We start from the raw sequence: 26,551 nt of genomic DNA on the forward strand, positions 1-26,551 counted from the left end.
AGGCTCCGCCTTTTTGCATTCATCTTCGCTCGGTCAGATCAGCGGAGAGGTTCTTCCTTTGCAGGAATGGGCGCCGGGCCAACCCTGGTTGCGGCAAAGCTGGGCACGGCGGCCTCGAAGCTGTCGAGCCAGGCCACGAGCTTTGGATAGCTCTTGCGCCATTCGCCGGCGAAGCGGACATCCTGATAGCCAAGGGCACAGGCGAGCGTGATTGTTCCGGCATCCGCATCGCTGAGCTGTGTCAGATGGGCCGGGCAGGCGGCTTCGAGACTGTCCAGTGCGCGGGTGACCTTGGCAGCTTGATAGGTTTTCCAGTCCTCGAAGCGATATTCGGCGGGGCGGAAGCGGTTTTCGTAAACCTGGAGGATGCCGGCATCCATGATGCCGTCGGCCAGAGCCTGCAGGCGCAGGACGGGAAACCTTGCTTCGCCGATCGGGAGGATCTTGCCGCCACCCGCAAGGTGGTCGAGATATTCGACGATGACCCGGCTGTCGTAGAGGACATTGCCATCTTCCAGGATCAGCGCGGGGATTTTTCCGAGCGGATTTTGCTGGCGAATGCTGTCATCCGGATTGGTTGTCTGGGTTTCCTGCAGATTGATCAGGCTTTTGAGGTCCAAGACCTCGGCTGCGATCTTGACCTTGCGGCCGAAGGGCGAGGCGGGCGATGAGCGGAGAACGAGCATGTCGGAAACCTTTGCCATTTGGGGAGCGCGGACAGTCGAACGCCTGTACGCAAACGTTGCCCGCAAATGTGCATGACAGGCGCAGGAGGACAAGGCCTGCTGTGGCAAAAGTCGTTCGCCAGCGGCGGAACTATCTGCGAAGCGGCGGAGAGACCGAAATCTTGCTGGCCCGGCAACCGGAGCGATCAACGGCACGGCAGCTTCGGAACTCAAGATCCTTGGTCAGGCAGATCTTGACCTCCTGCAACGCGCCTTTGGAGCAGGTTACGGCCATGGCAGCGTCACCCAAGCCCGGGTTTGCAAGGCGAAATGCCTTTTCCACGCCATCAGGTGCAATTCGTCCGGTGCGTTCCAGGGTGCGGAAGGTGGCTGGGATTCGGATCTTGTCGTATGCTGCGCGAATGGTGTCGAAATACGCCTCCGGATCCAGGCCGGAGCATGTACCGTGCTTGCGCCACTGATGAGAGACGAGCCCACGGCTTGGCATGATGTCCAGGATTTCGGAGACGGTATGGCGGCTCGGACGATCGTTCCGGGTGCGGCAGAAATCCGGCCAGCCGCGCTCATATTGCGGCCAGAGACCATGGACAATGAAGCGATGCGGCTTGGACGCCTGACACTGAAGCGGTTCCGCATTGCGGCCCTGGCGAGCGCAATAGGTCGGGGACCAGGACAGGGCAAGGACGTAATAGTCGAAGTCGCCCGACGAGCCTTCTGCCTGAGCGCCCTGGACCGGGCCGCCGACCAGCAGCAGAACGGCAAGAACCAGACGTGCAAGACGTTTTTCAGGCGGCCCGCTGAAGCGCCGGGTCATGGCCGGGTGCTGGTCTTCGACAATCAACGCGGGCGGGTGGTGCTGCAATGCGCGCCGTAGACATGCCACTTGTCGAGAGCGCTCATGCAGGCCTCAACTTTCCAGCCGAGACCGACGAAACCGCCGTGTTCGACGAGCTTGTAGTGGACCTGCCGCGTCGACCCATCCGTCAGGGTTGCCGTGCCGCTGCAAAAACGGCGCGCCAGAGGGCTGACGTCATGGTCGCGGTAGGCGACTTCACGGATCTGGTCGATGCCGGTGATGGCGCGGCCGTCCGCATAGGAAGTCTGTGCCCGCGCCACACTGCCGGCAACAGCCGAGCGGACCGAGGCAGAGGTGCAATCGGGCAGCCTTGGGTCGCCGTTCAAGGAGAAATAGGCGCGATGCTCATCGGCGAGAGCGGAGCCGGACAAGACCGTGGTCGCGGCGACGACGATTGAAAAGGCAAGATTTACAAAGCGGAACTGGGTCACGGCGGCACTTCTCCGGGCCATTTACTCAATGGCCAGACGATGGGGGAGTGCGCCCGCCACGTCAAGCCAACAAAGGGGCGTTTCGTCTATTCGGCGATGAGTTGATCGACGGACCAACTGGCCTCGGATCCCTTGCGCAGGCAATCACGCAGCCACGGCAGGACGGTGCGCATTTCCTCGGCGAGGGTGTAGGGCGGGTTGATGATTGTCATTCCGGACCCAAGCATGGCCGTATCCGGGCCGCTCTTCCCCAAGCTGAGTTCCAGGGTCAGGACATCTTTGACGCCTGCATCCTTCAAGGCTTCGTCGAAGCGGCGAAGACCATACCGGTCCTTGAGCGGATACCAGCAGGCGTAGGTGCCTGTCGAGAATTTCCGCCATCCCTTGATCACGGCACTTGCCATGCGATCGAACTCGTCAATTTCCTCAAACGCGGGGTCTATGATGATGAGACCACGCTTTTCCTTCGGCGGCAGAAAGCTGCCGAGTGCAAGCCAGCCATCAAGGTGGATGGTCTTGACCTGATGGTCGCCTGCAAAGCGCTTGGACAGCGTGTCGAAGTCGGCCGGGTGCAGCTCTGTCAGCGTCAGTCGGTCGACCGGCCGCATCAGTTTGCGGGCCAGGGCGGGCGACCCGGGATAGAGCTTCAGATCCTTGCCGGGATTGTTGGCGCGCACGACATCGAGCCAGGGCGCGAGCAATGCGGCGACATCATCCGGCATGGGCGTGGAGATGACCTTTGCGATGCCATCCAGCCATTCGCCGGTCTTTTGTGTTTCTTCGGAGGTCAGGTCATAGGCACCGATGCCCGCATGGGTGTCGATGATCCGGAACGCCTTGTCCTTGCGCTGAAGATAGACAATCAGGCGCGCGAGGACGGCGTGCTTCAGCACGTCACCAATGTTGCCGGCGTGGTACGCGTGACGATAGTTCATGCGCTTTTCACATCGCTGGCAGGATCGCGTTTCAGATAGACGACTGCTTTTTCGCCGTGGTCCTGTGTGCCGATCTCGGCGAAGCCCAGGCGCTTGTGGAAGCGCAATGAACCTGGGTTTTCCGGCCGGGTGTTGACCTCGCAGACGAGGGGGCGGTTGCCGACGTCTGGCACCTTGCCCAGAGCTTCATAAAGTGCTTCGCCGATGCGTTGCCCGCGCGCGGTCTCGGCGACGCAGATGCGGTCTGTGTAAGCAAAACGGCCCACATGCTCGCTGAGCCATGCGTAGTTGCGGCTGTCATAGTCGAGGCCCTCGGTCAGGCACAAAAGCATGCCCGCTGGCTGACCGTCCAGTTCTGCCACCAGACAGACGAGAGCTTCTGCAACGAGGTCGGAGAGTTCAGACAGGGTGAGTTCATTCACCGCCGGGACAGCGGCATTGTTCATTTCCAGAAGCTGCGGGAGGTCAGCCTTCTGAGCCGGGCGAACAAGAGCGGATGGGGACGTGTCGGCTGTGCTTGTCATGTTTTTCAGCGTCTTTGATTTTTGGTGTGTTTGAAGTTTGGAAATGCGGGAGAAGCGCGAAGTATCTTCGCTCAAACATCCAGATCGGAGTGCTTTTGCGATGGCCCGATCCGGGTGCGCGGGCGATCGCGCGTCAGAATGAAGAAGCAGCTGCGAAAGATAAAACGACGGCCAGATGGCCGCCGTTTCAAAAGATCTTCGCGTGAAAGCGTCAGCAGTAAACACCCGGATGGCGTTCGCTGGCTTAGTCTTCCGCTGGCGCGTCAGCGCCGCCTTCAGCAAGTTCCTGAAGATCGACTGCTTTCGGGCCCTTGCCACGACGATCGGGCTCGGTCTCGAAAGAAATACGCTGACCACTGTCGAGCGTTGTCATGCCGGAGCGTTCAACTGCGGAGATGTGCACGAATACATCAGCTTCGCCGTTGTCCGGAGTGATGAAGCCAAAGCCCTTGTCACTCTTGAAGAACTTGACGGTGCCTTCCTGGCGCGGACCGCGCTCGGCCGGGCCATCGAATTCCGGACGCGGAGGGCGTGGTTGCCGGAAGCCTTCGCCGCCTTCGCGGTTGCCGCCGCCATAACCGCCGCGACCACCGCCGCCGCCGCCATAACCGCCACCGCCTTCACGGTTGCCGCCGCCATAGCCACCGCGGCCACCACCGCCGCCGCCATAACCGCCGCCACCTTCGCGGTTGCCGCCGCCATAACCGCCGCGACCACCGCCGCCGCCGCCATAACCGCCACCGCCTTCACGGTTGCCGCCACCATAACCACCGCCGCCTTCACGATTGCCGCCGCCGTAGCCGCCGCCACCTTCGCGATTGCCGCCACCGTAGCCACCGCCGCCTTCGCGGTTGCCGTATCCGCCATCGCGCCCGCCGCCATAGCCGCCGCGACCACCACCGTCGCGTCCGCCATCACGATTGCCGCCATAACCGCCGTCCCGGCCGCCGCCATAGCCGCCGTCGCGACCGCCGTCGAAGCCGCCCCCAAAATCACCGCCGCCGAAATCGCTGCCGAAGTCCTGCGGACCGCCGAACTCGCGCTTGCCGCCGCGACGTCCACGCTTGTGCCGGTCCGAATCGCCATCGTGCATTACTTAATCACCTTAATTGTGTGCCGGCCTCAGGCAGCACATAACCCACTAAATTCACTCGCAAAAATATCGCGAGATGCTCCCGTGAGGCGCAAAGAATTACGCCCATCAACACTTTCAGGATTGGGTTGAAACAAGGATGCCGCATCCCCATCCAGTCCGCTGCACAATCATCATAAGGCTGTGACCAGGAAAATCGCAAGTAAATCCTTGGCGAAAGCGCTATTTGCTTGTTGCGGGAACTGTCCAGGTGGTGGGCCAATCTGAGATTGGGACTTCCTGTCCGTCACACGTCTGGCGGGTAGCTTCCTCCTGCAGGACGAAGGTCGTGCCGGTCCAAAGCCAGCGGCTCCAGGTGCCGCAATCGCCGACCCCGGATCCCTTGAAAAGGCCATCCAGTTCAAGGTCTCGTGCGTTCCAGCGGGCATTGTAAACCAGGTCCGTGGCCAGCGGCCCAAGCTCCGACATCCTGGCGACATGGAGCTGGCGGACCTTGCCGTCATCTTGGGCCCGGATGAGAACATAGGGCGTGTTGTAGGCACTGGGAGCGCCGCATGGGAGCAAATAAAGCGTTGCCTTGTCGTCCCCGGCGGGGATGGCGACAGCGTTCAGACTGGCAAAGATCGCAGGGTCGATGTCGGAGCAAAAGCGATTGGCGTCCCATGTTGCGAGCACGGCCGGGGGCAGGGTTTCGGGCGACAGGATCGGCTTTGCAGAGGGGGCGTCTTCGGCCGGTTCCGTACCGATCGCTGCAATTGCTGAGACTGTTCCGCGCCGGTTCTGCCGGTCGTCCAGCCAGCTGACGGCCGACGCGAGGCCGTTCAGTGGCAGCTTCATCTCGATGGTCTGATCTCCGATCGGCAGCGACACGGTCAGAGCCTTGCCGGACGCCATCGCCTTGAGGATTGCGCTGGTCGCGGGGCCGGTCGGGTACCAAAAGCCCTCGCCGCCAAGGGGGCGGAAGCCAGCCGGCGTTGCGACCGAAGCCTGAATTTCCCGCAGTTGCGCCACGGGCAGGGTTTCGATGGAAGTGCCATCGACGTCAAAACGGATCGTGCCCTCGTTGTTGAGGGCAGCGTTGGCCGTGATCCGAAGCAGCGGAGCGGCGTTCGCAGGCGTATCCCTGACAATTCGCAGATCAAGCCAGGTCGATTGCTCGCGGATGAACGTCGATGTGAAGCACAGGCCGGAGTTGCCGCAGCCGACAGACCATTTGTCCCAAACCGGATCGGTCCTGGGCTGTTTTGCAGACGCGCCAGCGGGCAGCGCGCAGCAGAGCGCGACCAAGGTCAGTGTCTGGAGCAGTGTCTGCTTCATGCGTGTCGACAACCTGTTTGTCCCTGCCACTGTTCAGCAGGTGCATCTTCTTGTACGAAAAGCAGAACGGAAGGTGAAGCGGTCCAATGCGATAAAGCGCGCGGCAAACCGACTTTGCCCAGCATTTGTCTCTTCCCCGGCTTATCGGGGCAACCTGGAGCCCATTCTTGTCCGATCCCAATGCCCCCCAGAGCCAGGACGCGCTGCCGCCCATTCAGATCCTGATTATTCCGGTCACGTCGTTCCAGCAAAATTGCTCGCTGGTGTGGAGCCCGGAAACGAAAAAAGGCGCCGTCGTGGACCCTGGCGGCGATGTGCCGTTGATCCTCAAGGCGATTGAAGAGCATGGCGTCGATGTCGAGAAAATCGTTCTGACGCATGGTCATATCGATCATGTCGGCGGAGCGGCGGATCTGGCCGAGGCGCTCAAGGTTCCTGTTGAGGGGCCCCATGAGGCCGATCGCGTCCTGATCGAGCGGGTCAAGGATCAGGCTCGGCAGTTCGGCCTAAGCGACGTCAAGCCGGTCGAGCCCGACCGCTGGCTCGTTGAGGGCGACACGATGGAGATGGCCGGCCGCAGTTTTGAGGTGTTTCATTGCCCTGGCCATGCGCCCGGCCATGTGGTCTTCTTCGATCGGGAGTTGCGCCTGGCAATCTCCGGCGATGTTCTCTTCGCCGGATCTGTCGGACGAACCGACCTGCCGGGCGGCGACCACGATACGTTGATTGCCTCGATCAAGACCAAGCTCTTGCCACTTGGGGATGATGTTTCGTTTTTGCCCGGTCACGGGCCTGCCTCGACGATCGGTCGCGAGCGCGAGAACAATCCGTTCTTGCGGTAGCTACGAAGGTCGATGCCGTTCAAGAGGCTGTGAGCGGCCTTTCCGAAGCGGTAATGGGTGCCATATTCGATGTGGTGGGCCGAGGAACCGTTGTCGGAAAAGAGGAGTTACGGCATGGGACGAATTTCAGGACGTATTTTTGGCGTTGCAGCCCTGTCAGGATTTTCTGCCCTTGGCCTGATGGCCAGCGCGTCGGTCCAGCAGGCTGGCGCAAGCGACTTTTTCGATCGGCTGTCGCGGTCAGAACAAATTCGTGAAAACGAAGCTGCGGGTGGCCCGAAGGTGAAGGGAGCGAACTCTCTCTACATGGAGCGGGTGCAGGTCTGCAAATCCCTGCCGACCCAGATCAGGGACAAGGCAACGGGCCAGGTCCACATCGAAATGCGCGAGAGATGCTGGTTCGAATAGGCGTTAGAGGACGGACTTGATGTCCTCGATCCGGTCGTTGACCAGCCAGCCGTAGTAGTTCTCTCTGGGCCAGGTTGCGCCGCTGCGGCGGAATTTCGCCGCCCGGCCCCAGGGGTCTCCCAGATTGTAGAGGGTTGCCGTCAGGCCGGGGTTCTTCGAAATGTCGACCTTGCCGACGTTCTTGTAAGCCTCGATAGCATCCTGAATGACGGCCGCCATATAGTGCAGCGAGATATTCGGATCCATGGTCGCCTGATAGACCTTCTCGGCGTTCTTGGGATCAAGCTTGCGATTGCCGCTCTGGCGGGCGACGCGGTCCGTCATTTTCAGGACGGTCAGAGGGCTGAGCTGGCCGAGGCCAAAGCTCTGGCCGGAAAAAAGCGGCTGAAAGAACGTCTCGTTGAAATTCGTCTTCGGAAAGCGCGTGCCGTCAACTCTCTTGCCGCGGAACGAGCTGTTCCAGACGCGTTCGTAACAGGACCAGAGGCTGTCGCTGTTATTGGCCTTTTTGCCTTTCCGGCACCGATCGAACTGTGGGCGCTCGACAAAGGTCTCAACATGCTCGCCATCGTACTTGAAGCTGATGTCGATCCCGGCGTAGGCCAGTGCCTTGATATAGTAAGACTGGGCACTGTCCAGCGTGTCGTAATTGTAGGTGTGCTCGCCAATGATGGCGCCAAGCATGTGGATCGGATCAATGTTGTATCGGCCAGCGACGCGCTTGATCGAGGAAATCAGCCGGCGGTCACGCTTGAGGACCGCCAGGACCCTTTCGAATTTGGCATCATAGCTGGACTTGGACGCAGCGGTTCTGCGGGCCGACGCATAGGGGATCCGGGGCTGGCTGCGATAGCGGTTTCCCTCGGGAACGGCGCGGACGCCGGCAGCTAAGGCCTGCCCGGAAACGTGAACTTCAAAGGCCCCGTCAATCGTGGGGACAGACGGCACCGTGCACATGAGCGCAAAAAGCGCACAGACTGATTTTTTGTATATTGATTTTGCCAGCATTTATCCGAACTCCACGCCTGCCTTCTTATCACGCGGGCTGCAGGTCTAACGATCAAATTATCTTAATCAGCCAAGGCCGTAAGCATGGTTCGGCCAGCATCGGAGTGATCACGCGCCAAATGGGCCGAATCCTTTGCCAAATGCGTCGCTAAAAGAACATCCCCCAACGGTACATGCAAGGCAGCGTTTGCCGTTGCCTGGCATTGTTCAAAAGCACTTGGGGATTTCAATCAGCAGGCCGAAACGAGATGCTCTCGGGTCCTAGCACTGATGCGAGTAGGTGAAGACCAGTGTATCGGTCTTGTAACGACCGGTTGGCTGGCACTGGCGAAAGACCTGCCGGGTGCCGCGAACGGTCACCTGCAGCTGATCGCCGCGAACGGGACCTTCCACCGCATATGCGAGCGGGTTGCCGGGACAGTATTTGGAGAAGACGCGTGCGGTGCCGCTGTACCAGTCGCCGGTCTTGAAACCATCGAACAAAAGCGTGCCGCGACGGACGCCGGCAGCGTGAAGCTGTTGACGTGGCCGCTCGTAGCTCAGCCAGCGCTGATTGCCCTGGGCCTGGAGCCGCATGAGCGAGCCGTTGTGCGTCCAGCAGCTGTCGGCCAGGGCCGGTCCGGGCACTGCCATGGTCGACATGAGGGTCGCTGCGGCCATCACGAACTTGAAAAATCCGCGTTTGCGCAGTCTGAAAAATGCTGCCTTGGTGTTCATCAGTTTCTGCCCCCTGAAAGACATTCAAGCTAACTATGACATGCACTTAACATCAAGCACCGCGTCGTGGTCTGTGATGTGCAGCACGGTTTTTGCGGTCGCTGCCTGGCATGTGGATTGTTGGCTCACTTGCCCCTTTTGCGCGCTTTCAGATGTTCTGGAACGGGACCTGCGCTGAGACGGACAGCGGCGGGAACACCCATGTGATCAAAGAACGCCTTGTGCCGGAGGAAGCCACAGAGTTCGCGCTGGATGGTGACATGCCACAGAGCTTCTCCTGCTTCGGCGATCCTGAGGGCGCGTTTGCGCAGCTCGTCTTCGCCGGCGTTCTCGATTGCATCGGGAATACGGGCGAGGGCCTGCTCCAGCTTCGTGTTCAGCCTGGCGAGCGTTCCGGCCTTTTCCGCCAGAACTTCCTGCTCCAGCGCTGCAGTAACTGGATCATCTGCGATCTGCTTTCGGTAGGCTTGCGGCGGGCGGACGGTCATGTGGTCGATCAGTCTTGTTGATGTCAGCGATGCCCGATCATGCCTTCAAAGAGGTGGCCTGGGCAATATGGTTTGCCTGGCTCAAGAGCCAGACCAGTGTGATCGTCTTCAGAATGCAGGGCAGGGCCGCATAGGACAGGCTGAGGGTCAGGTTGAGCTCTGTGGTCATGGCGATGCCCGGCTGATATCCGGCAAGCCCCAACAGAGGCAGGGCGAGACCCGTTGCCAACGCCAGGGACGCCTTCGACAGCAGCGTCATCAAGGAAAACATGCGGCTGGCTTCAGCCTGGCTTTTCTCTGCAACAATGTGATCGGCAAGGATTGATGGCGGCAGCGCAAGATCCGCTCCGAGGGCGAGGCCGGAGAGGGCGCAGACGAGGGCATATGCCTCGACCTGTCCGTCCTGGAGAAAGATGGCCCAGAGGAAGGTGATGATCGACAGCGCCATCGAAACGGCCCAGGCCTGGATCTTGCCGACGCGTTTTGACAGCCACTGCCAAAGCGGCATCGCAAGCGCCCCGAAGAGGAAATAGACGAGCAGAAATAGGCCGGAATATTCGGCTGCGCCCAATCGGTCCCTGATGAAGAAAAGCACAAGGACAGCCGGGATTGCACTCGCCAGCGTGTTGAGCGCGAAGAGTGCGAAGAACCTGCTGCGCCACGGGTTGCTGATGAGGGCGCGCCAACTTCCACGTGTTTCGCCAGAAGGTTTGAATGCCTCCTGTGGCCGTGTCAAAGGGGCGGTCTTCATCCAGGCCAGAAGCGCCCATGTGGCAACGGCCAACAGCGGCAGATAGGCAATCGTCAGCCGATGGAATGCGGTGCTCGCATCGGAGTTCGCGCCGAGAAGGGCCGGCCCCATGGCCGCTGTCAGCAGTCCGAGAAGCCCCAGGGCCTCGCGCCAGCTGGTGATGCGCGTGCGTTGATGCTCGCTGACCTGCCAAATACCGCCAAGGGTCTGCAGGTTGATCGAAACAATGGAAAATCCGGTTGTGCAGATGAACACGGCCACGGCAAACCAGGTGAGCGGTGCCGACAGGTATGGATGAAACAGCATCCAGAAGCCGCCGCCCAGCATCATGACGCCGAGGACAAGAATCAGAGCCCGATGCTGATGATAGCGGTCACTCAGGCTGCCGATCAGCGGATCCTGAATGGCATCCACCGCACGCAGTGCCAAGAGAAGAAGACCGAGTGACGTCAGCGATTGTCCCAGCGTTCCGGCATAAAAGTCGGGCGCATGGAGATAAATCGGCAGCCCGGCAAAGGCGAGCGGTAGTGCCATCAGCCCATAGCTGAGGAGGTCCTTGCGTTTGAGCTGCGTGTTCATGTGGGCGTTCTGGACGGACGCTATGAGCTGGCGCCGATCAGGCGGCTGCGAAGAGCTGGATCATTCGTGTTGCTGCCGAGCCAGATCGCGAAGAAACGCTTGGTGAAGCCCTTGTCCTTGATGCTGCCTATGCGCCGTCCGCCGGAGTAAAACAGCGTGTGTCCCTTGTTGTCGCGCGCGCCGATGATGGATTGGCCGGGGCTGACATTGGGGAAAATGCGCGCCATGTCCCGGGTCCATCCGTTGAGGGTCGCACCTTTGGGCATGCCCTGACGGAGCATCTCTTTTTCCGTCCGCTTGGCGATCGCCTCGCCTTTGAACGATCTCAGATAGGTCAACTTCAGGGCGAAGGGTTTGGCCGGGTCATAGGTTCCGGACGGAGCGTAAAGTTCAGCGTCGAAAATGCGGAAGCCGAGGAAGGTCAACCGGCCTTCGCCGACCAGACTGGCGGCGGGCACGACCTTTGCGGCAGCGCCAATGTCGGCGCGTGACGTCGTCGGCATGAGCGCGATAAGAGAGACTAGCGCCAGAATTGCCAGTCCCAGGCGCAAGATGCGGTTGCGGCCGTCCGGCAAGGGGCGCGCTTGCGCAGTGCTGTGAGACCTATCTGTCCGCGATGGGTGAGGGGGCGTCGCCATGCTGTCCTCCATGTCCGTGATCGACAGGAGGGATACGCAGTGCAAAGCGCGGCGGATCTTCAAACAAGCCGGAGAAACAAACAGCTCTCAAAGAAAAAGCACAGGACCGGGGCGTGCCGATCCTGTGCTCTTGTTGGGTCCGGTGGTGTTCCGGATCAGTCGTGCAGGCGAACGATGGTTGCGTCTGTCTCGCCGGAAGTTCCGTTGACGGTCTCGGTGGCGACCACCTCTTCGATCAGACCAACTTCCTCGGCCGGATCATAATTGCGGGTGAGGCCAAGATCTTCGGCCGGGCCGCGACCTTCCATGGCACGCTGGTAGTTGTTGATCACGCCCTTGAGCTGGGCGATCTGCTCATTGCTGGTGTCGACCTGGATGCGGTACTTCTGCAGCTTCTTGTTTTCCTCGATCACCTCTTCCAGACGCTCAGCATATTTCTGGTTCTGGTTGCGCTCGTGGTTGAGGTCGGTGAGCGTGGAATTGTAACGCAGGTTCAATTCGCGCAGCTTGCCGTTGGTCGTGACCAGTTCGTTGCGGTCGCGCTCGTGGCTCTTCTGGGCGTTTTCCAGCAGGTGCTCGATTTCCTGCATCCGCTGGACCAGATCGCGCTTGCGTTCCTTCATGATCTGGTTGTCGCGGGTCATTTCCTGCAGGGACTGGGCACCGATCCGGCGCTGGGACGAGAGGTTTTCGATCTCGGCGTTGAGCGCATAGACCTCGTTGTCGTGCTTGCGCTGTTCTTCTTCCATGCGGGACTTGGAATAGGCCAGCTCCTGGTTGACGACGTCGATCTGGGACTTCAGATCGATGTTGTCATTGCGGAAGTCGATCATCTGGCGCTTGGTGGCTTCGAGCTCACCGGTCGCCACATTGTTCTTGCGGATCTCTTCCTCAAGCAGGGCGGCGCTTTCGGACAGGTTCTGCTGCAGTTCCTTCTCGCGCTTGCTGACTTCGTCCAGATTGGACTGTAGCGCGTCCGAGTGATCCTCGAGGGTGCGGAATTTCGCCTTCAGGTCGTTGAGTTCGCCGTCCAGTTCGGTGACGCGGGTGTTGGCCAGGACCAGCTCGCCGCTCTGGCCGCGGAAATCCTCGTTGATCTTCTTGTTGTTGTCGCGGATCGAGATCAGCTCGTTGCGCGCGGTTTCCAGCGCCGTGCGGGTCTCGGTCAGGCGCTTGCGCAGGGAATGGGTCTCAGCCTGGCTTTCCTCCAGCTGGCTGCTCATGTTGCCCAGCTTGTGATTGGAGTCCAGAAGATCGGTGGAGATCTTGGCGTTTTCCGACTTCAGCCGGATCTCGGCTTCGACCTGAACTCGCGAGGCCTCAACGAATTCCTGCATCAGCTGCAGGGAATTGCGCGATTCCGTCGCCATGGCCTGCATCTGCTCGAAGCCCTGGCCGAGGCCACCGAGGCGGGTCTTCAGCCCATCGAGCTGATGCATTTTTTCCTGCATCTGCAGGGCGAAGGGAGACAGATGTTTGACGTTGGACGTCTCGGCCGGAGTCGCCTCAACGGAGAGGGTCGGGTCGGCGTTTGTCATTTCGGAGGCCTCCGGTGCGGCGGCCTGTTCGATTCCGGACCGCGATGTCTTCGAAAAAAGTCCCATTACCCAGCTCCTGCCTTACTCTACTTCGGCCGCTCTTCTCGACCGCTAACCCGGAGGTTAATACATTTTTAACGTTTTGCGGACGGCTTGCGAAAAAAAGAAATCATTCAAGGGGGAAATTCACAGAAAATCCGCTGAAATCGGTCACTCTGCTTGGATCTACGCATGCATTGCCGGATCTTCTGTGCTGCGTCAGCAGGCGATGGCAAGGTCTCGCGATTTGCGTGTGGCAGGTTGCGGGGCGCCACTCCTGCGAGTGCGGGCTGTATCTGAGCAGTTCTCATCAGGAAAATTGACGCAAGACCAGCAGCAGGAGCGCCGCAAGGCATGTGCCTTCGGCGTGTTGGGGCGTTTGTGTTTTCCTGCTGTCTCGATCGCTTGAAAGAGACGGGATGGCAGGCGCAGCGGCCTTGCCGCGCGCGTGGGGTTTTAGGTGTTGGGTTTGACAAGACGTTGCGCCTGCCCGGGGTTCCTGCTCCTGGTGTCGGGGCGATGGACCTGCGTCTGGCCGTCCGCCTTTTCTGCGCCCCGGAGGTGGTGTGAGGCCTCCGGCTTGCCAGTTGTGACGACCCTCCGAAACGTGCCCGGCGCCTGAACCCGCCGGCCGCTCCGCTTCTGCAGCTCACCGGTCAGATCCTTTCGGCCTGACCTGGAACTCCAGTCTCCCGCCCCAGGTTCGGCCTTTCCATGGTGTCGGCCGAGCTCGGTCCCGTTCGCAGGAGACGCTTTCATTCTACGCCAGCCCCGGCGGGCGGGGATAACAAACGGTGGCTTTCCGGTTTGGCTAATCGGATCAAGGCCTTGGGTGGGGCCTGTTTTGCGGATTTGAGGGATAGGGTGGGTTTGCGCCGCGTTGCCAGACCACTGCTCTCATCCCCGCCCCACGAAGGGGGCATGTGCGGGGACCCACTGGCAGTGGGCGTTCGAGTATGAGCCGTAAGGCTGCGGCGTACTGGATCCCGGATCTCCGCTTGCGTTCCGTCCGGGAAGGCCGTCGAGGGTGTGGCAGGGCGCTGCCACACCCCTGGCCGAAGCGGCTATGTGGATTGGATCCCCGCACAAGGCGGGGATGACCGCCGTGTTTTTGGCAAAGACTATCCTCCCCCCTGTCGTCATCCTTGGGCTTGACCCGAGGATCCATACCGTTTCCTATCCCAAGATGCAGAAGCGCTTCTGGGTCTACTTCCTGACGACGCGCAGGGGCGGCACGCTTTATACGGGCGTGACGAACAATCTTCCCAGACGGCTGCTTGAACATACTTCCGGCACCGGATCGCAGTTCACCAGGCGCTATTCGGTCAAACGCCTGGTCTGGTACGAGGTACATCCATCCGCGCCTCAAGCCATTGCCCGCGAAAAGGCCATCAAACACTGGCCACGCGCATGGAAAGTCGAGCTGATCGAGGCCATGAACCCGAACTGGTTCGATCTCGGCAGGAATCTGAACTGCTGACTTCCGTTTCTTGACTTTGAAGCTTTCCCAAGCGGAGACGTCACGGAGTGGATCCTCGGGCTTGTCCCGAGGACGTAGTCCGTTACCGCGCCGCAAACCGGAGTAATGCTCTTTCGAGAGGTCGCGGCATGGATTGCCCCAAGGGGGAATGGTCGAGCCCCGTCATTCCGGACCGCGTGGCACACGGTGCCACCGCGTGATCCGGAACATGTCCCCGTTCAAGCCGGGGACATGTTCCGGATCTGTCGGCCCGCCTCCGGCGTGCTTGGTCCGGAATGATGGAGGGGAAGCTGCCCGATCCGGTATCCAGATGTGAGACCTGAGCCCGCACGATATTAAAGATCTTTCATTTTTTTTCCAGCGAAAGAACTAAATAAACCTCGTATTTGCCATTCTGGGAGTTTTCCTAACTCATCAACAAGCGCCCATTTTTCAATAGCAGTTCTTCCTTTGATGTCATCAATTCTCGCCGATAGTTTTGAAATTGCAGAATTGAATTTATCGGTTGTGCACAAATACATGTCATCGTTTGGATTTGCTTTTGTAGAACAGCTGCCATCAGGTCCAAGAAATAAAAAACCAACTATTTTGTGCTCTGGATAGTTATCCCTGACCCATTCAAGATGATCTAATCCCTGCCCAATATCATCTTTTTTGTATGTGGCCGGAGTTTTCTTATCTGTTTTGAGCTCAAACGGTATCAGTGTCTTTGATCTCGCATCCTCCCACAGCACATCGGGTCCTGTACCATATTCGTTATCAGGCCGTGTTGAGCGGTAGCCCAGTAATTCTCCGACATATCTTACTGTTTCTTCGGCGGCATTGCTCGATAACTCGCTATAATTTGCTTTTGCTCGCGCCTTTAAAAATGCGGCGTAGTCGTTGAAACTTCGGATACCAGCCTGTAGCTCATGTAGCAGCTTTTCATGAAATGGGTTCTCCGGTTCAGTTTTGAAATTAACCTCTTGAAACAATCTTTTGTGCGTAAGGTTCAAATGCGCGGAGAATCTCGCACTTGCTCGTAGATATAGAGCTGCGGCTTCATTGTCGTCCCCCTCCATATGATATGTAAGTCCAACCCAAAGACATAACCATCCTGACAGCTTAGGATCTACTGGTGCAGTTTTATCCAGTTGCTCGATCAGGCAATCGCGCGCATCCACAATTCTATTCTGCCAAAGCATTGACATAAATTTAGTTTCAGCCAGCGCGGAGTTTGCGAGTTTATTTTCTCTTTCTGCTATCTCAGTAAAGGTTTCTTTATCTATCTCAAGATTATCACGGTTTGCTGTATAGTAGTCAATCCAGCCTTGATCTCGATCTAGTACTTGAGAAATCGACTGAGTAATATCTGATTTTTTCAATTTGCTTCCAGTTTGTTCAAAAATAGATAAACTTAGGAGCACTTGCTTCTGAAGCGTGCCTGGAAGTAGGGCTATGTTTTTGGGTCTTTTAAGCCAATTGTTCATATCTGAACCAAGAGCAAAAAAGACCCCATAGTCTGACCGTCCTCGGTTAATTCGCCCAAATAACTGTGTTACGCGTGTTGCCATCTTTGCAGCGTACATGTTAGCCATTCCGAGAGACTTATGTTGAAATGTCTCTAGCAGAGAAGAGCCAGTTGGAAGTCCGTCAATAAACATTATTCTGCAAGTGTTGTCGGGCAAGTCTATGCCGTCCACTCGCGATACCATAATAAAAGCGCCTGAAGCTTTATTTCTAAATTCTTCCAATTTCTTAGAAAAATCATCAGTGCTGGGCGGAGTTGCTATTCCTTTCCACCTGAGAGCATAAAAATAACTAGGAACTGAAATTAGTGCCTTCTTTTTCTTACTGATTGACTTGCATAGCTCTACAGTATCCACTTCTTTTTCGAACTCAGATTCAAATAAAATAAGTCGCTCGCCGTTACCCGCGTCGTTGTTCGGATCTGGCTTGATTTCTATCGCTGGTATTCTGCCAAATGCTCTTGCGAAATCTGTTTGATGTTGAATTGTTGCAGAAAGATAAATCCTACGAACATTCTCCTCTTTAAAGAATGGGATGGAAAATACTGGGATAAATGGAGGTGTTATTTCTATGCTTTTTTGGCTAATTAAAATACAGCAATGCTTAACGTTGTCGTAGATTTTGAGGAATGGGAAAAATAGATCTTGATGCTTTCGGAAATTATTCTGTTTAAACACATCAATTATCTGATTTTCACATTCAAACGCGGTCTCTGGTGGGCAGAGTGTACATGAATTTATTCCCTCATCCTCGATCGTAAAATTTAAGTGTTGAAGTTTTCCAATGCTCTCGAACTTCGGCTTTATTATATCAATAATGTCTCTATACAGCTTTTCGTGTTTTGTTCTGTCTACAGTAACCGTAAAGCTATCTCTTATGAGTTTTTCTCCTACGTGTGCATCGTCAAAAATAATTGCCGTAGGAAAGAGCTCGTTTTTAAACTTTGTGGTTGAAGTGAAAAGTGCCTGGTAAGTAGTTATGCAAAGCCCACGACCTGTCTCATAATAATCATTATTGAATTCTTGTTTTGCGCGAATTGAATGTTTTATACCCATTCTATTACATTCACGACTAGTTTGATTCACTAAATCTATGGTCGCGCAAACGTAAACGACATTTTGGTGCTTTTCATTAACAATACTTTGTGCGATTAATATGCCAACAATAGACTTGCCGGCACCAGTGTTTAGGGAGACTAAAATATCTTTCTTGTCTCTATTTTCATGCCAGCCTTTTAAAGCTTCTGCCTGCCCATCCCACAAATCGTTTGGAGCATTTTTTAGATTTGGAGTCTTTTTGAAGATTTCAACGGGATTGAGAGTCGGTTTGGAACCTTCGGGACGTTTAAGTGAACTAAAATCAACCATGAAAATTATAGCCCTGCATCAGCTTGGTATTGTCGCAATAATAGCGATTCTGCTTTATGCTATCTAGGGTCGTTTTATTTGGTTCTGACAATTGAATTTCACCGCCCCGGCCTACCTGATTTCTTCGGCCGGCCTCTTCTCCGTTTTTCGTCTGTCGGGTCCTCGTAAGAGCCTGCGCCGATCTTGCCGCGGATAACAGGCTTGGCATCGTCGGCCGGATCGAGGGGCTTGGTCGGCAGCGGGCCCTTGGCCAGCGGCACTTCCGTGCGGCCGACGGTCATTTCAGCACGGTGAGATAGATCACCCAAGCAGCTGCGCAAAGCACGAAGCCTGCGCCGGCTCCGATGAGGGCACCCGGCAGCCGACGGGGGAACAGATACGCCCCAATGACACCGCCTAGAACAAGGCCGGGGGAGGCTGCAACAAGGAGCATCACCGCCAGGTCAAGGGGTGTGAAAATGCCGCCGATATCCGACATTACTGTCCTGGACGCCCGCTCTTCTTCGGTCGTCCGCGCCGGCGTTTTTCATCGGTCGGGTCCTCATAAGACCCCGCGCCGATCTTGCCGCGGATGAGGGGTTTGGCATCATCCGCAGGATCGAAGGGCTTCACGGGAAGCGGGCCCTTGGCCAACGGCACTTCCGTGCGGCCGACGGTCATTTCGTCCAGGGTGTTCTTGCGGACCTTGCTTGAAGCGCTCACGGAGCTTTGGGTATCGCTCACGGCTGAGCGCGCTGACGCGCTAGCCTCCGCGGGTGCGCCCTGACCGGGCGACGGGCGCTTGCCCTTGCCGGCTGCGCCGGTCGTCTCGCTCACGGACGAGCGGTCGCTTTCGCTCCCTGTCCTCCGCGAGGGCGCGCCATCAGGCGCGGTGGCCGTTCGGCCTTGCGAGCCTTTGGCTCGGGGCGCTGTTTCCCCGGACAGGTTTGCGCTGGCTCCGCCCTTGGTCTTGGCCGCTTTCGCCCGGTCCTTGGCCGTTTCCTTTTTCTTGCCACTGGCGCCGTCGAGGGAACCGCCGGCGCCGAATTTCTTGGCGCCGCGGTAGCCGCCGGACTTGTCTTCCACCGCTTCCTGACGGGCGAGCGGATCGTCGGCGACGGCCAGTTCGGTTTCCCTGAGGCGTTTGACCTCGTCGCGCAGGCGGGCAGCGGTCTCGAAGTCGAGATCGGCGGCGGCTTCGCGCATCTTCTTTTCCAGGTCGTCGATGTGGCCCTTGAGATTGTGGCCGACCAGGTTGCCCTCTTCGGCAAAGCCCGCCTCGACGGTGACATGGTCCTGCTCGTAGACGCTTTCCAGAATGTCACCGATGGAGCGCTTGACGCTTTCGGGCGTGATGCCGTGCTCGGCGTTGTAGGCCAGCTGCTTTTCCCGGCGGCGGTTGGTCTCGGCAATCGCCCGCTCCATGGATCCGGTCATGCGGTCCGCATAGAGCACGACCTTGCCGTCGACGTTCCGCGCCGCACGGCCGATGGTCTGGATCAGGGAGGTTTCGGAGCGCAGGAAGCCCTCCTTGTCCGCATCCAGAATGGCGACAAGGGCACATTCGGGAATGTCGAGGCCCTCGCGCAGCAGGTTGATGCCGATCAGCACGTCGAACGCGCCCAGGCGCAGATCGCGCAGGATCTCAATACGTTCCAACGTGTCGATGTCCGAATGCATGTAGCGCACGCGCACGCCGTTTTCGTGGAGATATTCGGTCAGATCCTCGGCCATGCGCTTGGTCAGGGTGGTGACCAGGGTGCGGTAGCCTTTCTGGGCGGTCTCGCGCACTTCGCCCAGCAGGTCGTCGACCTGGGACGTGGCTGGGCGGATCTCCACTGGCGGATCGATCAGGCCAGTCGGGCGGATGACCTGTTCGGCAAAGACGCCGCCGGCTTCCTCCATTTCCCACTTGCCCGGTGTCGCCGAGACGCAGATGGACTGGGGCCTCATGGCGTTCCATTCCTCAAAGCGAAGCGGCCGGTTGTCCATGCAGGACGGCAGGCGGAAGCCGTATTCGGCCAGTGTCGCCTTGCGGCGGAAATCGCCCCGGTACATGGCGCCGATCTGCGGAACGGTGACATGGCTCTCGTCGGCAAAGACAAGGGCGTTGTCGGGCAGATATTCAAACAGCGTGGGCGGCGGTTCGCCCGGCGCGCGGCCGGTGAGATAGCGCGAGTAGTTCTCGATCCCGGCGCAGGAGCCGGTGGCCTCCAGCATTTCCAGATCGAACATGGTGCGCTGTTCCAGCCGCTGGGCTTCCAGCAGGCGGCCGTGGGCATTCAGCTCCTCCAGCCGCTGCTTCAGCTCCGCCTTGATCGACTTGGTGGCCTGGTTCAGGGTCGGCTTCGGCGTGACATAGTGGGAGTTGGCGTAGATCTTGACCGACTTCAGGTCGCCCGACTTCTTGCCGGTCAGTGGGTCGAACTCGGTGATCTGCTCGATCTCGTCGCCGAAGAGGGAAATGCGCCAGGCGGTGTCCTCATAGTGGGCCGGGAACAGCTCTATGGTGTCGCCGCGCACCCGGAAGGTGCCGCGCTGGAAGGCGGCATCGTTGCGCTTGTATTGCAGGGCTACCAGATCGGCGATCAGCTGGCGCTGGTCGATGCGTTCTCCAACCTCGATGGCGAAAGTCATGGCGGTGTAGGTCTCGACCGAGCCGATACCGTAGATGCAGGACACGGACGCGACGATGATGCAGTCGTCGCGCTCCAGCAGGGAGCGGGTGGCCGAGTGGCGCATCCGGTCGATCTGTTCGTTGATCGAGGATTCCTTCTCGATGTAGGTGTCGGTCCGCGGAACGTAGGCTTCGGGCTGGTAGTAATCGTAGTAGGAGACGAAATACTCGACGGCGTTGTCCGGGAAGAACGATTTGAACTCGCCATAGAGCTGGGCCGCCAGGGTCTTGTTCGGCGCGAGGATCAAGGCCGGGCGCTGCGTGCGCTGGATCACCTGGGCCATGGTGTAGGTCTTGCCCGATCCGGTGACGCCGAGCAGGACCTGGGTCTGGTCTTCGGTGTCGATGCCGCTGACCAGATCGGCGATGGCAGTGGGCTGGTCGCCGGCCGGTTCATAGTCCGACACCAGGGTGATCGGCACGCCGCCTTCGGATTTCGCCGGCCGTTCAGGGCGGTGCGGCACCCATTCCTCGCCATGCTTGATCAGCGGGTCGCCGCTTTCGATCAGGGCGGCCAGCGCCTCGACGGTGGCCGTCGCGCCCTGGTTGCCGCCCAGGTCTCCGTAGCGGCCGTCGGCAGCGGATTTCTTCTTGTTGTCCTTCTTGTGCTGCTTGAGTTTTTCCTCAAGCCGCTCGGCCTCCTCCAGGGACATGTCCAGCCCGGCCACAGGGTTGAGACCGCCGGCAGCGCGTTCGCGCGCATTGTCGGCCTTGCCCATTGACGTGCCGCGGGCGGATTTCGCGGGCTTGGGGGAGGGGGGCTGTTTGCCGCTCGCAGACGGTTGCTTTGCGCCTGACTTGTCTACGCTCACGGTCGTACCGGCCTTGCGGCCTGACCTCCGCGCGGGCGACGCATCATTCCCGTTTGCGGACTTGCCAGAGGCGAGGTCCATGGCGGCGTCGCCGGCGGTTCGGCTTGCGGACCCTTGGTCCGGGTTCGTTTCCCCTGCAGCTGTTGTCGGAGATTTCCCGGGTGCTTTTTTGGGGGCCGGCTTTTCCGCCTCCTCGGCAATTTCCTTCGCCCAGTCGGAGATGCCGCCGGACAGGGGCGCGCCTTCGAAGGCGGCTTGCGGCGCTTCACCGAAGCCGTCGCTTGCCGGTGTGTCGTCGGATTTATTGCCGGAGGTGTTGTCGGGGGAGGCGGTCTTCTTGCTCATGCCTGCAATATGGGCCGAGTCAGGATCCGAGAAAAGGGGCCGGACCGCATTGGCAACGCAGATATGCACCTTCCTGACAGAAGGGTGTCAGGAGAAGTCAGTCTTTAAAGACATTCTCCCGATGCCAGGCCATGTAGTCCGGGTGCGGGCGTAAGTTTGGGTTTGTTGGGACCAGCGCCTTCATGTCTTTGTTGAGCAGATGGGAGATGTCGTAGTTCAGATGACGTGATGGCAAGATCTCATGGCCGTCAGAAAGTGAAAGTAGTCCTCGATCAAACATCCAATGAACGGTGCCTGAGAGAGCGATGCCGTTTCGGACCGAGTCGTTGCCGCCTTTTTCGACTGGAACGATGTGTGCCGCCTCCACCTCCGGTCGCCCGCCGCCGTTGATCAACCGTAGCCCGGTGAATGCACAGGTGCGATCGTAGATTTGCCGAATGTGCTGTCTGAATTTTGCATCACGAAAGGGCCGGTTCACCAGTTGGCTTATGATCGGCCGAGGCCTGGGTGCACCATGGATGGCAGCTTGGGGCGGATGTCCAAAACCATCGATATTTTCTGGATGTTTTGGAGGGTCGATGCGGTCTGGCCATTCATCCTCTTCTGATAGTCCAGCTTCGACGATTCGAGCAAAAACGTCGCGTTCAATGACGCGAACAGCTTGGACCCGGTAGCCCGCATTGATTTCGCCTGTCTCAGTTATGAACCCCGGCTCAAAACCACCGTTCGCGGCACTGTCGACAGGATGATCAAAATTGATAAATTCGGCAATATCAGCATAGAAGTGGTCTGGCTTATCCGCATTCGGACGGACGCCATTTACAAGTCCGACGCTTGAATAGTGACGCCCTTTTCGGCCCAATACTGGACCATCATAAATAATCCAATCACCAATCGTTTGCTTCACCCGGGATAGGTATTGTTTCGGGAAATGGTATCTCTGAGCCGGGTCGTCATCATAGATGCTGTCAGGTCGGTGATAAAAAACGGCGTTGGCCATGAGATATTACTCAAAGAAATAAACAAATGTGCGAGGCGAGCGAAGCGGGAAATTGAACTGAGCTTAGCTTCCAATCGATATCAACGGCAACGTTTTCGCTTCTATTTTATTTGGCGTTTCTTTTGGCAAAGGGATTGAGCCGTTGGCGGGCGCGTTCAAACGACGGCCAACGGTCAGATTGTTCGGGTTACTCGGTGATCTCGATGGCGGTTACGATCAAGGAGCCGTTGTCGCCTTCATCGTAGGTCAGCAGGACCTCGTTGCCGACTTCGAGGCCTTCAGGGTCTAGGTCGGGGCCGAGCACGAAGACCGTGTCGTCATCAAGGGTGATCGTCGCGCTTTCCACGTCGACGGCGATGATGCTGCCGGCGGTTTCGTCGGCTGAGGCCGTGCTTAAGGACATTGGAACGATGAAGGACAGGGCGAGAAGACAGGCGGCGGCGACGCGTGCAGCCCGGGCAGAAGCGTTCATGGGATACTCCGATTGTATTTAGGAAGATTGGGGTGCCGGTTCGCAAGTGACGAACCGGCCGGGGATTGGTAGTGGCAGGGCGCTGGACGCCCGCCTTTCGCTTACGTTGTTACGGTTTGACCTCCACAGACAGGATCTCCTGAATGCCGTCTTCGCTGCCGATGTAGTTGATGGTCACAGTCTGGCCGATACTGAGGTTGTCGGGCAGAGCGATTTCGGCCGGAATGTCGTGAAACTCTGTTCTGTCGTCGAGAACCAGAGTGCGGCTGGCGGGGTTCCAACTGGCAATCTTGGCTGTAACGAAGTCGGCTGCATGTGCTGCACCGATGCCGGTAAGCAGCAGGCAGCCAGCAAGTAGAAGTGTACGAGCGTACATGTCCCAAAACCCTTTCATGGATTACAGGCTATAGGTTGTTTCTGGTGGTGCGGTTTGGCGCGGCTGTCACATCTCCCAGGCTGAGAGCGTGACAGCGGCTTGGGTCCTCGACGGGGCCGAAATTGGCTTGCCTTGGAAGGGCTTACGCTGGGCGCGTGTCATCCCGCTAGAATGGATTCAGCGCTTGGATTGCGGCGGAATTTGGACTTTGCATCACGGCGATGAAAAAATAATTCTGACGCTACTGGAACGCAAAAAGGGCTCCGGTTGGAGCCCTTTTCGATGGTCTTGCGCCCGAGTGCAATTATGCCGCTGCGACGTCGTTCAGGAAGGTTTCGATCCTGTTGGTCAGTTCATCAAGCTGCTGGGTTGCGTCTTCGGTGACTTGTTCGACCTGAACCGCCGACTGGTTGGTCTCGCTGGACTGCTGGGAGACCTGACGCATGTTGGTGGTGACGTTGGAGGTGCGTTCCGCCGCCTGTCCGATGCTGGTGGAAATTTCGGCGGTTGCCGAGCTTTGCTGCTCCACGGAACCGGCCATGGCCGAGGCGGTTTCGTTCACCCGTGTCATCATGGACATGATGCCGGTGATGGCGTCCGCCGCGCTTTGGGTCGAGTCCTGGATTTCGGAGATATGCGACGAGATCTCGTCGGTGGCACTGGCCGTCTGTTCGGCCAGCTGCTTCACTTCCGAGGCAACAACCGCAAAGCCCTTGCCGGCTTCGCCTGCCCGTGCGGCCTCAATGGTCGCATTCAGGGCGAGGAGGTTGGTCTGCTTGGCGATTTCCTGGATCAGCGAGACAACGTCGCCGATGCGCTGGGCCGCTTCTGAGAGGCCGAGCACCTGTTCGGTGGAGGTGCGTGTCGCGGCTGTTGCTTCCTCGACCTGCTCCAGCGTGTCATTGACCTGACGGCCGACCTCGCCGACAGACGCAGTCAGTTCCTCGGTGGCGGCGGCCACGGTCTGGACGTTGTCCGTGGCCTCGCGGGAGGCCTGGGAGACTTCCTCGCTGCGAGTGCTGGTGTTGCCGGCAATGCTGGTCAGGAGTTCAGCGGTGTCTTCCAGCTGCTTCATGTTACTGGAGACGCTGGACAGGCCCAGTTCGATGTCCTGGCGGAACGTGCTGACAAGCGCGTCCACGCGCTGTTGACGCTGGCGGGTTGCTTCGGCGTTTGCGTGCTGCTCGGCCTCCAGACGGTGGCGCTCCTGTTCGCGCTCACAGAAGGTGCCGACGGCGCGGGCCATGTCGCCGATCTCGTCCTTGCGGTTTTCGGCCGGGATCGACAGATCCGTGTCGCCCTCGCGCAGGCGGCCCATGGCAACGGTGAGGCCACGCAGCGGCGTGATGATGCTGCGCGACAACATGTAGGCCAGAAATCCGCTGATCAGGACGGCAGCCACAAGCGCGAGCGTGATTTCGATCTGGGCCGTCTGACCGGACGCCACGGCCAGTTCGCCGGAGCGCGAGCTGATGACACGGGCCGTTTGCGCCAGGTCGGTGACGGCGGCGATGAAGGCTGTGTCGGCGGCCTTCAGTTCGGTTTCGACTTCAGCGACCCTTGCGAAGACATTGGCCAGCTGTTCGGCCACGGCGTCTGCCGTGTTCAGGAGCGGTGTGACAGCGCCCTTGAGCGTGCCTTCAACTTCAGCGTCATGGGTGACGACCAGGGCTTCAGACTTGGTTTTCGCCATTTTTTCGCTGACCGTGAGGATCAGCGACGCTTCTTCGACCAGAAGCCCGGCTGTGGTCTCGTCCGGCTGCTTCAGGTAGTTGGCGTAAAGGCTTTTCATGGCAAAGGCGCTGCGGGCAAGCGTCTGCGTGTTGGTCGAGAGGAAGGCAAGGGCCGTGCTTTCCTCCGAAAAGGCCTTGAGGTCGAGCGTCATCGCCTTCATCGGACGGTCGACCGCCTCGGCCAGCTGATCGATCTGTTTTGAAAGGGTCGAAAGCCGCGGACCAAAAGGATCGATGCCAAAGGCAACCGCGCCGCCGTTGGCATGATCCTTCACGGCCTTGGTCAGGGCCTTGGTGTTCTTTTGCAGATCCTTGACGAGAGCCTTGGTTTCATCGGTCTTCACAGCACGGCGGACGGCCTTGGCGTCCTTTTCGAGCTTGCTGATCTGGTCCAGCACAGACTTGACGATTTTCGGCTCCGGCACGCGGGCGACGGTGGGCAGATCTTTCTGCAGCACAACCACGCCGACACGAATGCTGCTCATGCGGGGCACGACACCGGACAATTTGTGCAATGTGCCTTCGTTGACCATCGCCACGGCAGCGCGTCGTTCCAAAAGGGCGCCGATGCCGTCAAAGGCGACATTGGCCTTGTCGACCAGCTCGCTGGTGAGCTGATCCAGCTCGGCGACGGCGTCATCGCGCTCCTGCCGAGTGACGGCAAGACCTTCGAAAGAGGTGTTCAGATCGGTCGCCATGCCAGCAAGGTCAGACGCCTGATCGGGCGCGATGATCGCGAGGCTGTCGGTCCGGCTGGTGATGGTGGAAATGTTGGAGCGGACCGCGGATGCAGCCTCGGGGGATCCTGTCAGCTCGAATTCGCTGACGCCCTTCAGGAGACCGGGCAGCTGTCCCTGGATTTCGCTGGCTTCCTTGGCGGTGCGCACGGTGGTCTGCACCTGCCAGGCCGCGAAGAGACCGCTCGCGCCAACGCCCAGTGCACAGACAAGCATGACGGCCAGGCCGCCGAGAAACTGCGTCTTCACGGAAACCTGCAAGGAGAAGCGCGACTTCTTCTCGGTGGCTTCCTGTGCGGGTTCTGAGGCCGGTTCCGGACGTTTGCTTGCACGCTTCAACAACACTTTCGCTACTCCACACAAATGGTTGGATCCCGATGTCCTCCCAACCCCAAATTGGGCTGGAAGACTAAAGGAAGTCCAAACACCTGTGAAAAATGCGGAGGTTTATTGCCTCGATTTTGTGCGAAAGAGATTAGATCTGCCGAAATATTAGCAGTCCAAGCAAAACTGACCACTTAAAATCGAGGGGCGTGTGGTGGTTGTTGATCACCGGGCCGAGGCTTACAGAGGATCTTCTATGATCTCCGCGCCAGTTTTACACGCGCTGGGGATCTGACGACGGCTAAACGTCGTCGCCAGAGGTATTCGATTGGCGGACTTTGAGGTTTATTCCTCGTCTTCGCCAACACCGACCGTGATGTGCTTCGAGATGTATGTTTTCTCGCCGATCCGGTCGAGCAGGTCGAGCTGCAGTTCCAGCCACGACATGTGACCTTCCTCATCCAGCGCGATCTTTTCGAAGAGTACGCGGGAGCCGATATCCCCGGCTGCAGCGGCATCCTGGGAGGCCTTGGTGTAGAATTCGATCGCCTCTCGCTCATCGGCGAGGTCTGCCTCGAACATGTCCTTGAGCGTTTGGGCGCGCTGCGGAGCCTTGGCCATCTTGAGCTCGGGAGAGCCCTTCAGGAACATGATCCGTTCAATATACTCGTTCGAGTGACCGAGTTCTTCCTGCATTTCCTCACGCATCTGGTCCGCGAGTTTGTCCATGCCCCAGTCGTCAAGCACATGGGCGTGCAACTGGTACTGATGGGCAGCCGAGAGCTCCATGGCCAATGCGGTCTGAAGATTTTCGAGTGTCTTGCTTTTATTGGTCATGCCTTGGCTCCTGAAATCCGGTTCGTCTGAAAAAGTGTTCCGTCGAGGTTATG

25 protein-coding genes are annotated in these 26,551 nt (G+C 58.5%); 3 read left to right on the forward strand and 22 right to left on the reverse strand.

Annotation, left to right across the window (positions count from 1 at the left end):
* Positions 1-38: 38 nt before the first annotated feature.
* The 7 genes from IG617_RS07425 to IG617_RS07455 form a co-directional block, all read right to left on the reverse strand.
* Complete coding sequence (locus IG617_RS07425; RefSeq protein WP_192108614.1) at positions 39-686, reverse strand: glutathione S-transferase family protein; 648 nt, start codon at positions 684-686, stop codon at positions 39-41.
* Positions 687-816: 130 nt separating this feature from the next.
* Positions 817-1,500, reverse strand: coding sequence for a ribonuclease T2 family protein (locus IG617_RS07430; RefSeq protein ID WP_192108615.1), 684 nt, complete (start codon positions 1,498-1,500; stop codon positions 817-819).
* Positions 1,501-1,523: 23 nt separating this feature from the next.
* Positions 1,524-1,973: a hypothetical protein gene (locus tag IG617_RS07435; protein WP_209008340.1), complete on the reverse strand. Its 450-nt coding sequence runs from the start codon at positions 1,971-1,973 to the stop codon at positions 1,524-1,526.
* An 86-nt stretch (positions 1,974-2,059) separates the two neighbouring features.
* Positions 2,060-2,908 (reverse strand): 23S rRNA (adenine(2030)-N(6))-methyltransferase RlmJ, encoded by an 849-nt coding sequence (locus tag IG617_RS07440; protein WP_192108616.1) that lies wholly within the window; start codon positions 2,906-2,908, stop codon positions 2,060-2,062.
* Positions 2,905-3,432, reverse strand: a complete 528-nt coding sequence (locus IG617_RS07445) for a GNAT family N-acetyltransferase (RefSeq protein ID WP_192108617.1) — start codon at positions 3,430-3,432, stop codon at positions 2,905-2,907. Before IG617_RS07445 ends, IG617_RS07440 begins: the two co-directional genes overlap by 4 nt.
* Before the next feature lie 244 nt (positions 3,433-3,676).
* Complete coding sequence (locus tag IG617_RS21530) at positions 3,677-4,525, reverse strand: cold-shock protein (protein WP_192108618.1); 849 nt, start codon at positions 4,523-4,525, stop codon at positions 3,677-3,679.
* Between the two features lie 222 nt (positions 4,526-4,747).
* Positions 4,748-5,842 carry a DUF1176 domain-containing protein gene (locus IG617_RS07455; protein WP_192108619.1) on the reverse strand — a complete coding sequence of 365 codons (1,095 nt, stop codon included), beginning with the start codon at positions 5,840-5,842 and terminating at the stop codon, positions 4,748-4,750.
* A gap of 167 nt (positions 5,843-6,009) precedes the next feature.
* Between IG617_RS07455 and IG617_RS07460 the strand changes: the two genes are divergently transcribed.
* Together IG617_RS07460 and IG617_RS07465 are read left to right on the forward strand one after the other, a co-directional pair.
* Entirely contained in the window at positions 6,010-6,684 is a 675-nt protein-coding gene (locus IG617_RS07460; protein ID WP_209008341.1) for an MBL fold metallo-hydrolase, read from the forward strand.
* A gap of 114 nt (positions 6,685-6,798) precedes the next feature.
* Positions 6,799-7,092, forward strand: coding sequence for a hypothetical protein (locus IG617_RS07465; protein ID WP_192108620.1), 294 nt, complete (start codon positions 6,799-6,801; stop codon positions 7,090-7,092).
* A 3-nt stretch (positions 7,093-7,095) separates the two neighbouring features.
* On the opposite strand, the gene IG617_RS07470 is transcribed toward IG617_RS07465, so the two are convergent.
* From IG617_RS07470 to IG617_RS07495, 6 genes are all read right to left on the reverse strand, one after another.
* Positions 7,096-8,049, reverse strand: a complete 954-nt coding sequence (locus IG617_RS07470) for a DUF1402 family protein (protein WP_192109115.1) — start codon at positions 8,047-8,049, stop codon at positions 7,096-7,098.
* 312 nt (positions 8,050-8,361) lie between these two features.
* Complete coding sequence (locus IG617_RS07475; protein WP_209008342.1) at positions 8,362-8,817, reverse strand: hypothetical protein; 456 nt, start codon at positions 8,815-8,817, stop codon at positions 8,362-8,364.
* Between the two features lie 125 nt (positions 8,818-8,942).
* A complete protein-coding gene (locus IG617_RS07480) occupies positions 8,943-9,305 on the reverse strand; it encodes a DUF6665 family protein (RefSeq protein WP_192108621.1) in 363 nt (120 codons plus the stop codon).
* Between the two features lie 37 nt (positions 9,306-9,342).
* Positions 9,343-10,635, reverse strand: a complete 1,293-nt coding sequence (locus tag IG617_RS07485) for an MFS transporter (protein ID WP_192108622.1) — start codon at positions 10,633-10,635, stop codon at positions 9,343-9,345.
* A 20-nt stretch (positions 10,636-10,655) separates the two neighbouring features.
* Entirely contained in the window at positions 10,656-11,273 is a 618-nt protein-coding gene (locus tag IG617_RS07490) for a chalcone isomerase family protein (RefSeq protein WP_209008343.1), read from the reverse strand.
* 155 nt (positions 11,274-11,428) lie between these two features.
* Positions 11,429-12,877, reverse strand: coding sequence for a coiled-coil domain-containing protein (locus IG617_RS07495; protein ID WP_192108623.1), 1,449 nt, complete (start codon positions 12,875-12,877; stop codon positions 11,429-11,431).
* Between the two features lie 1,078 nt (positions 12,878-13,955).
* Between IG617_RS07495 and IG617_RS07500 the strand changes: the two genes are divergently transcribed.
* The gene (locus IG617_RS07500) at positions 13,956-14,330 is read left to right on the forward strand and encodes a GIY-YIG nuclease family protein (protein WP_420826142.1); all 375 of its coding nucleotides are present in this window, start codon (positions 13,956-13,958) and stop codon (positions 14,328-14,330) included.
* 335 nt (positions 14,331-14,665) lie between these two features.
* Here the strand turns inward: IG617_RS07500 and IG617_RS07505 are convergent, their stop codons facing one another.
* The 9 genes from IG617_RS07505 to IG617_RS07545 all read right to left on the reverse strand — a co-directional run bounded on the left by IG617_RS07505 (position 14,666) and on the right by IG617_RS07545 (position 26,498).
* A complete protein-coding gene (locus tag IG617_RS07505; RefSeq protein WP_192108624.1) occupies positions 14,666-17,206 on the reverse strand; it encodes a DEAD/DEAH box helicase family protein in 2,541 nt (846 codons plus the stop codon).
* A gap of 98 nt (positions 17,207-17,304) precedes the next feature.
* A complete protein-coding gene (locus IG617_RS07510; RefSeq protein WP_192108625.1) occupies positions 17,305-17,487 on the reverse strand; it encodes a hypothetical protein in 183 nt (60 codons plus the stop codon).
* A complete protein-coding gene (locus IG617_RS07515; protein WP_192108626.1) occupies positions 17,484-17,684 on the reverse strand; it encodes a hypothetical protein in 201 nt (66 codons plus the stop codon). Before IG617_RS07515 ends, IG617_RS07510 begins: the two co-directional genes overlap by 4 nt.
* Complete coding sequence (gene uvrB / locus IG617_RS07520; RefSeq protein WP_192109119.1) at positions 17,684-21,019, reverse strand: excinuclease ABC subunit UvrB; 3,336 nt, start codon at positions 21,017-21,019, stop codon at positions 17,684-17,686. The genes IG617_RS07515 and uvrB overlap by 1 nt, the downstream gene beginning before the upstream one ends.
* Before the next feature lie 97 nt (positions 21,020-21,116).
* The gene (locus IG617_RS07525) at positions 21,117-22,019 is read right to left on the reverse strand and encodes an HNH endonuclease (RefSeq protein WP_192108627.1); all 903 of its coding nucleotides are present in this window, start codon (positions 22,017-22,019) and stop codon (positions 21,117-21,119) included.
* Positions 22,020-22,206: 187 nt separating this feature from the next.
* Positions 22,207-22,491 carry a DUF1344 domain-containing protein gene (locus tag IG617_RS07530; protein WP_192108628.1) on the reverse strand — a complete coding sequence of 95 codons (285 nt, stop codon included), beginning with the start codon at positions 22,489-22,491 and terminating at the stop codon, positions 22,207-22,209.
* 109 nt (positions 22,492-22,600) lie between these two features.
* Positions 22,601-22,867 carry a hypothetical protein gene (locus IG617_RS07535; RefSeq protein WP_192108629.1) on the reverse strand — a complete coding sequence of 89 codons (267 nt, stop codon included), beginning with the start codon at positions 22,865-22,867 and terminating at the stop codon, positions 22,601-22,603.
* A gap of 304 nt (positions 22,868-23,171) precedes the next feature.
* Entirely contained in the window at positions 23,172-25,682 is a 2,511-nt protein-coding gene (locus IG617_RS07540) for a methyl-accepting chemotaxis protein (protein ID WP_192108630.1), read from the reverse strand.
* A gap of 324 nt (positions 25,683-26,006) precedes the next feature.
* Positions 26,007-26,498 carry a bacterioferritin gene (locus tag IG617_RS07545; protein ID WP_192108631.1) on the reverse strand — a complete coding sequence of 164 codons (492 nt, stop codon included), beginning with the start codon at positions 26,496-26,498 and terminating at the stop codon, positions 26,007-26,009.
* Positions 26,499-26,551: the final 53 nt, after the last annotated feature.

This window comes from Roseibium polysiphoniae, from assembly GCF_014842925.1.
GTDB classification, from domain to species: domain Bacteria; phylum Pseudomonadota; class Alphaproteobacteria; order Rhizobiales; family Stappiaceae; genus Roseibium; species Roseibium polysiphoniae.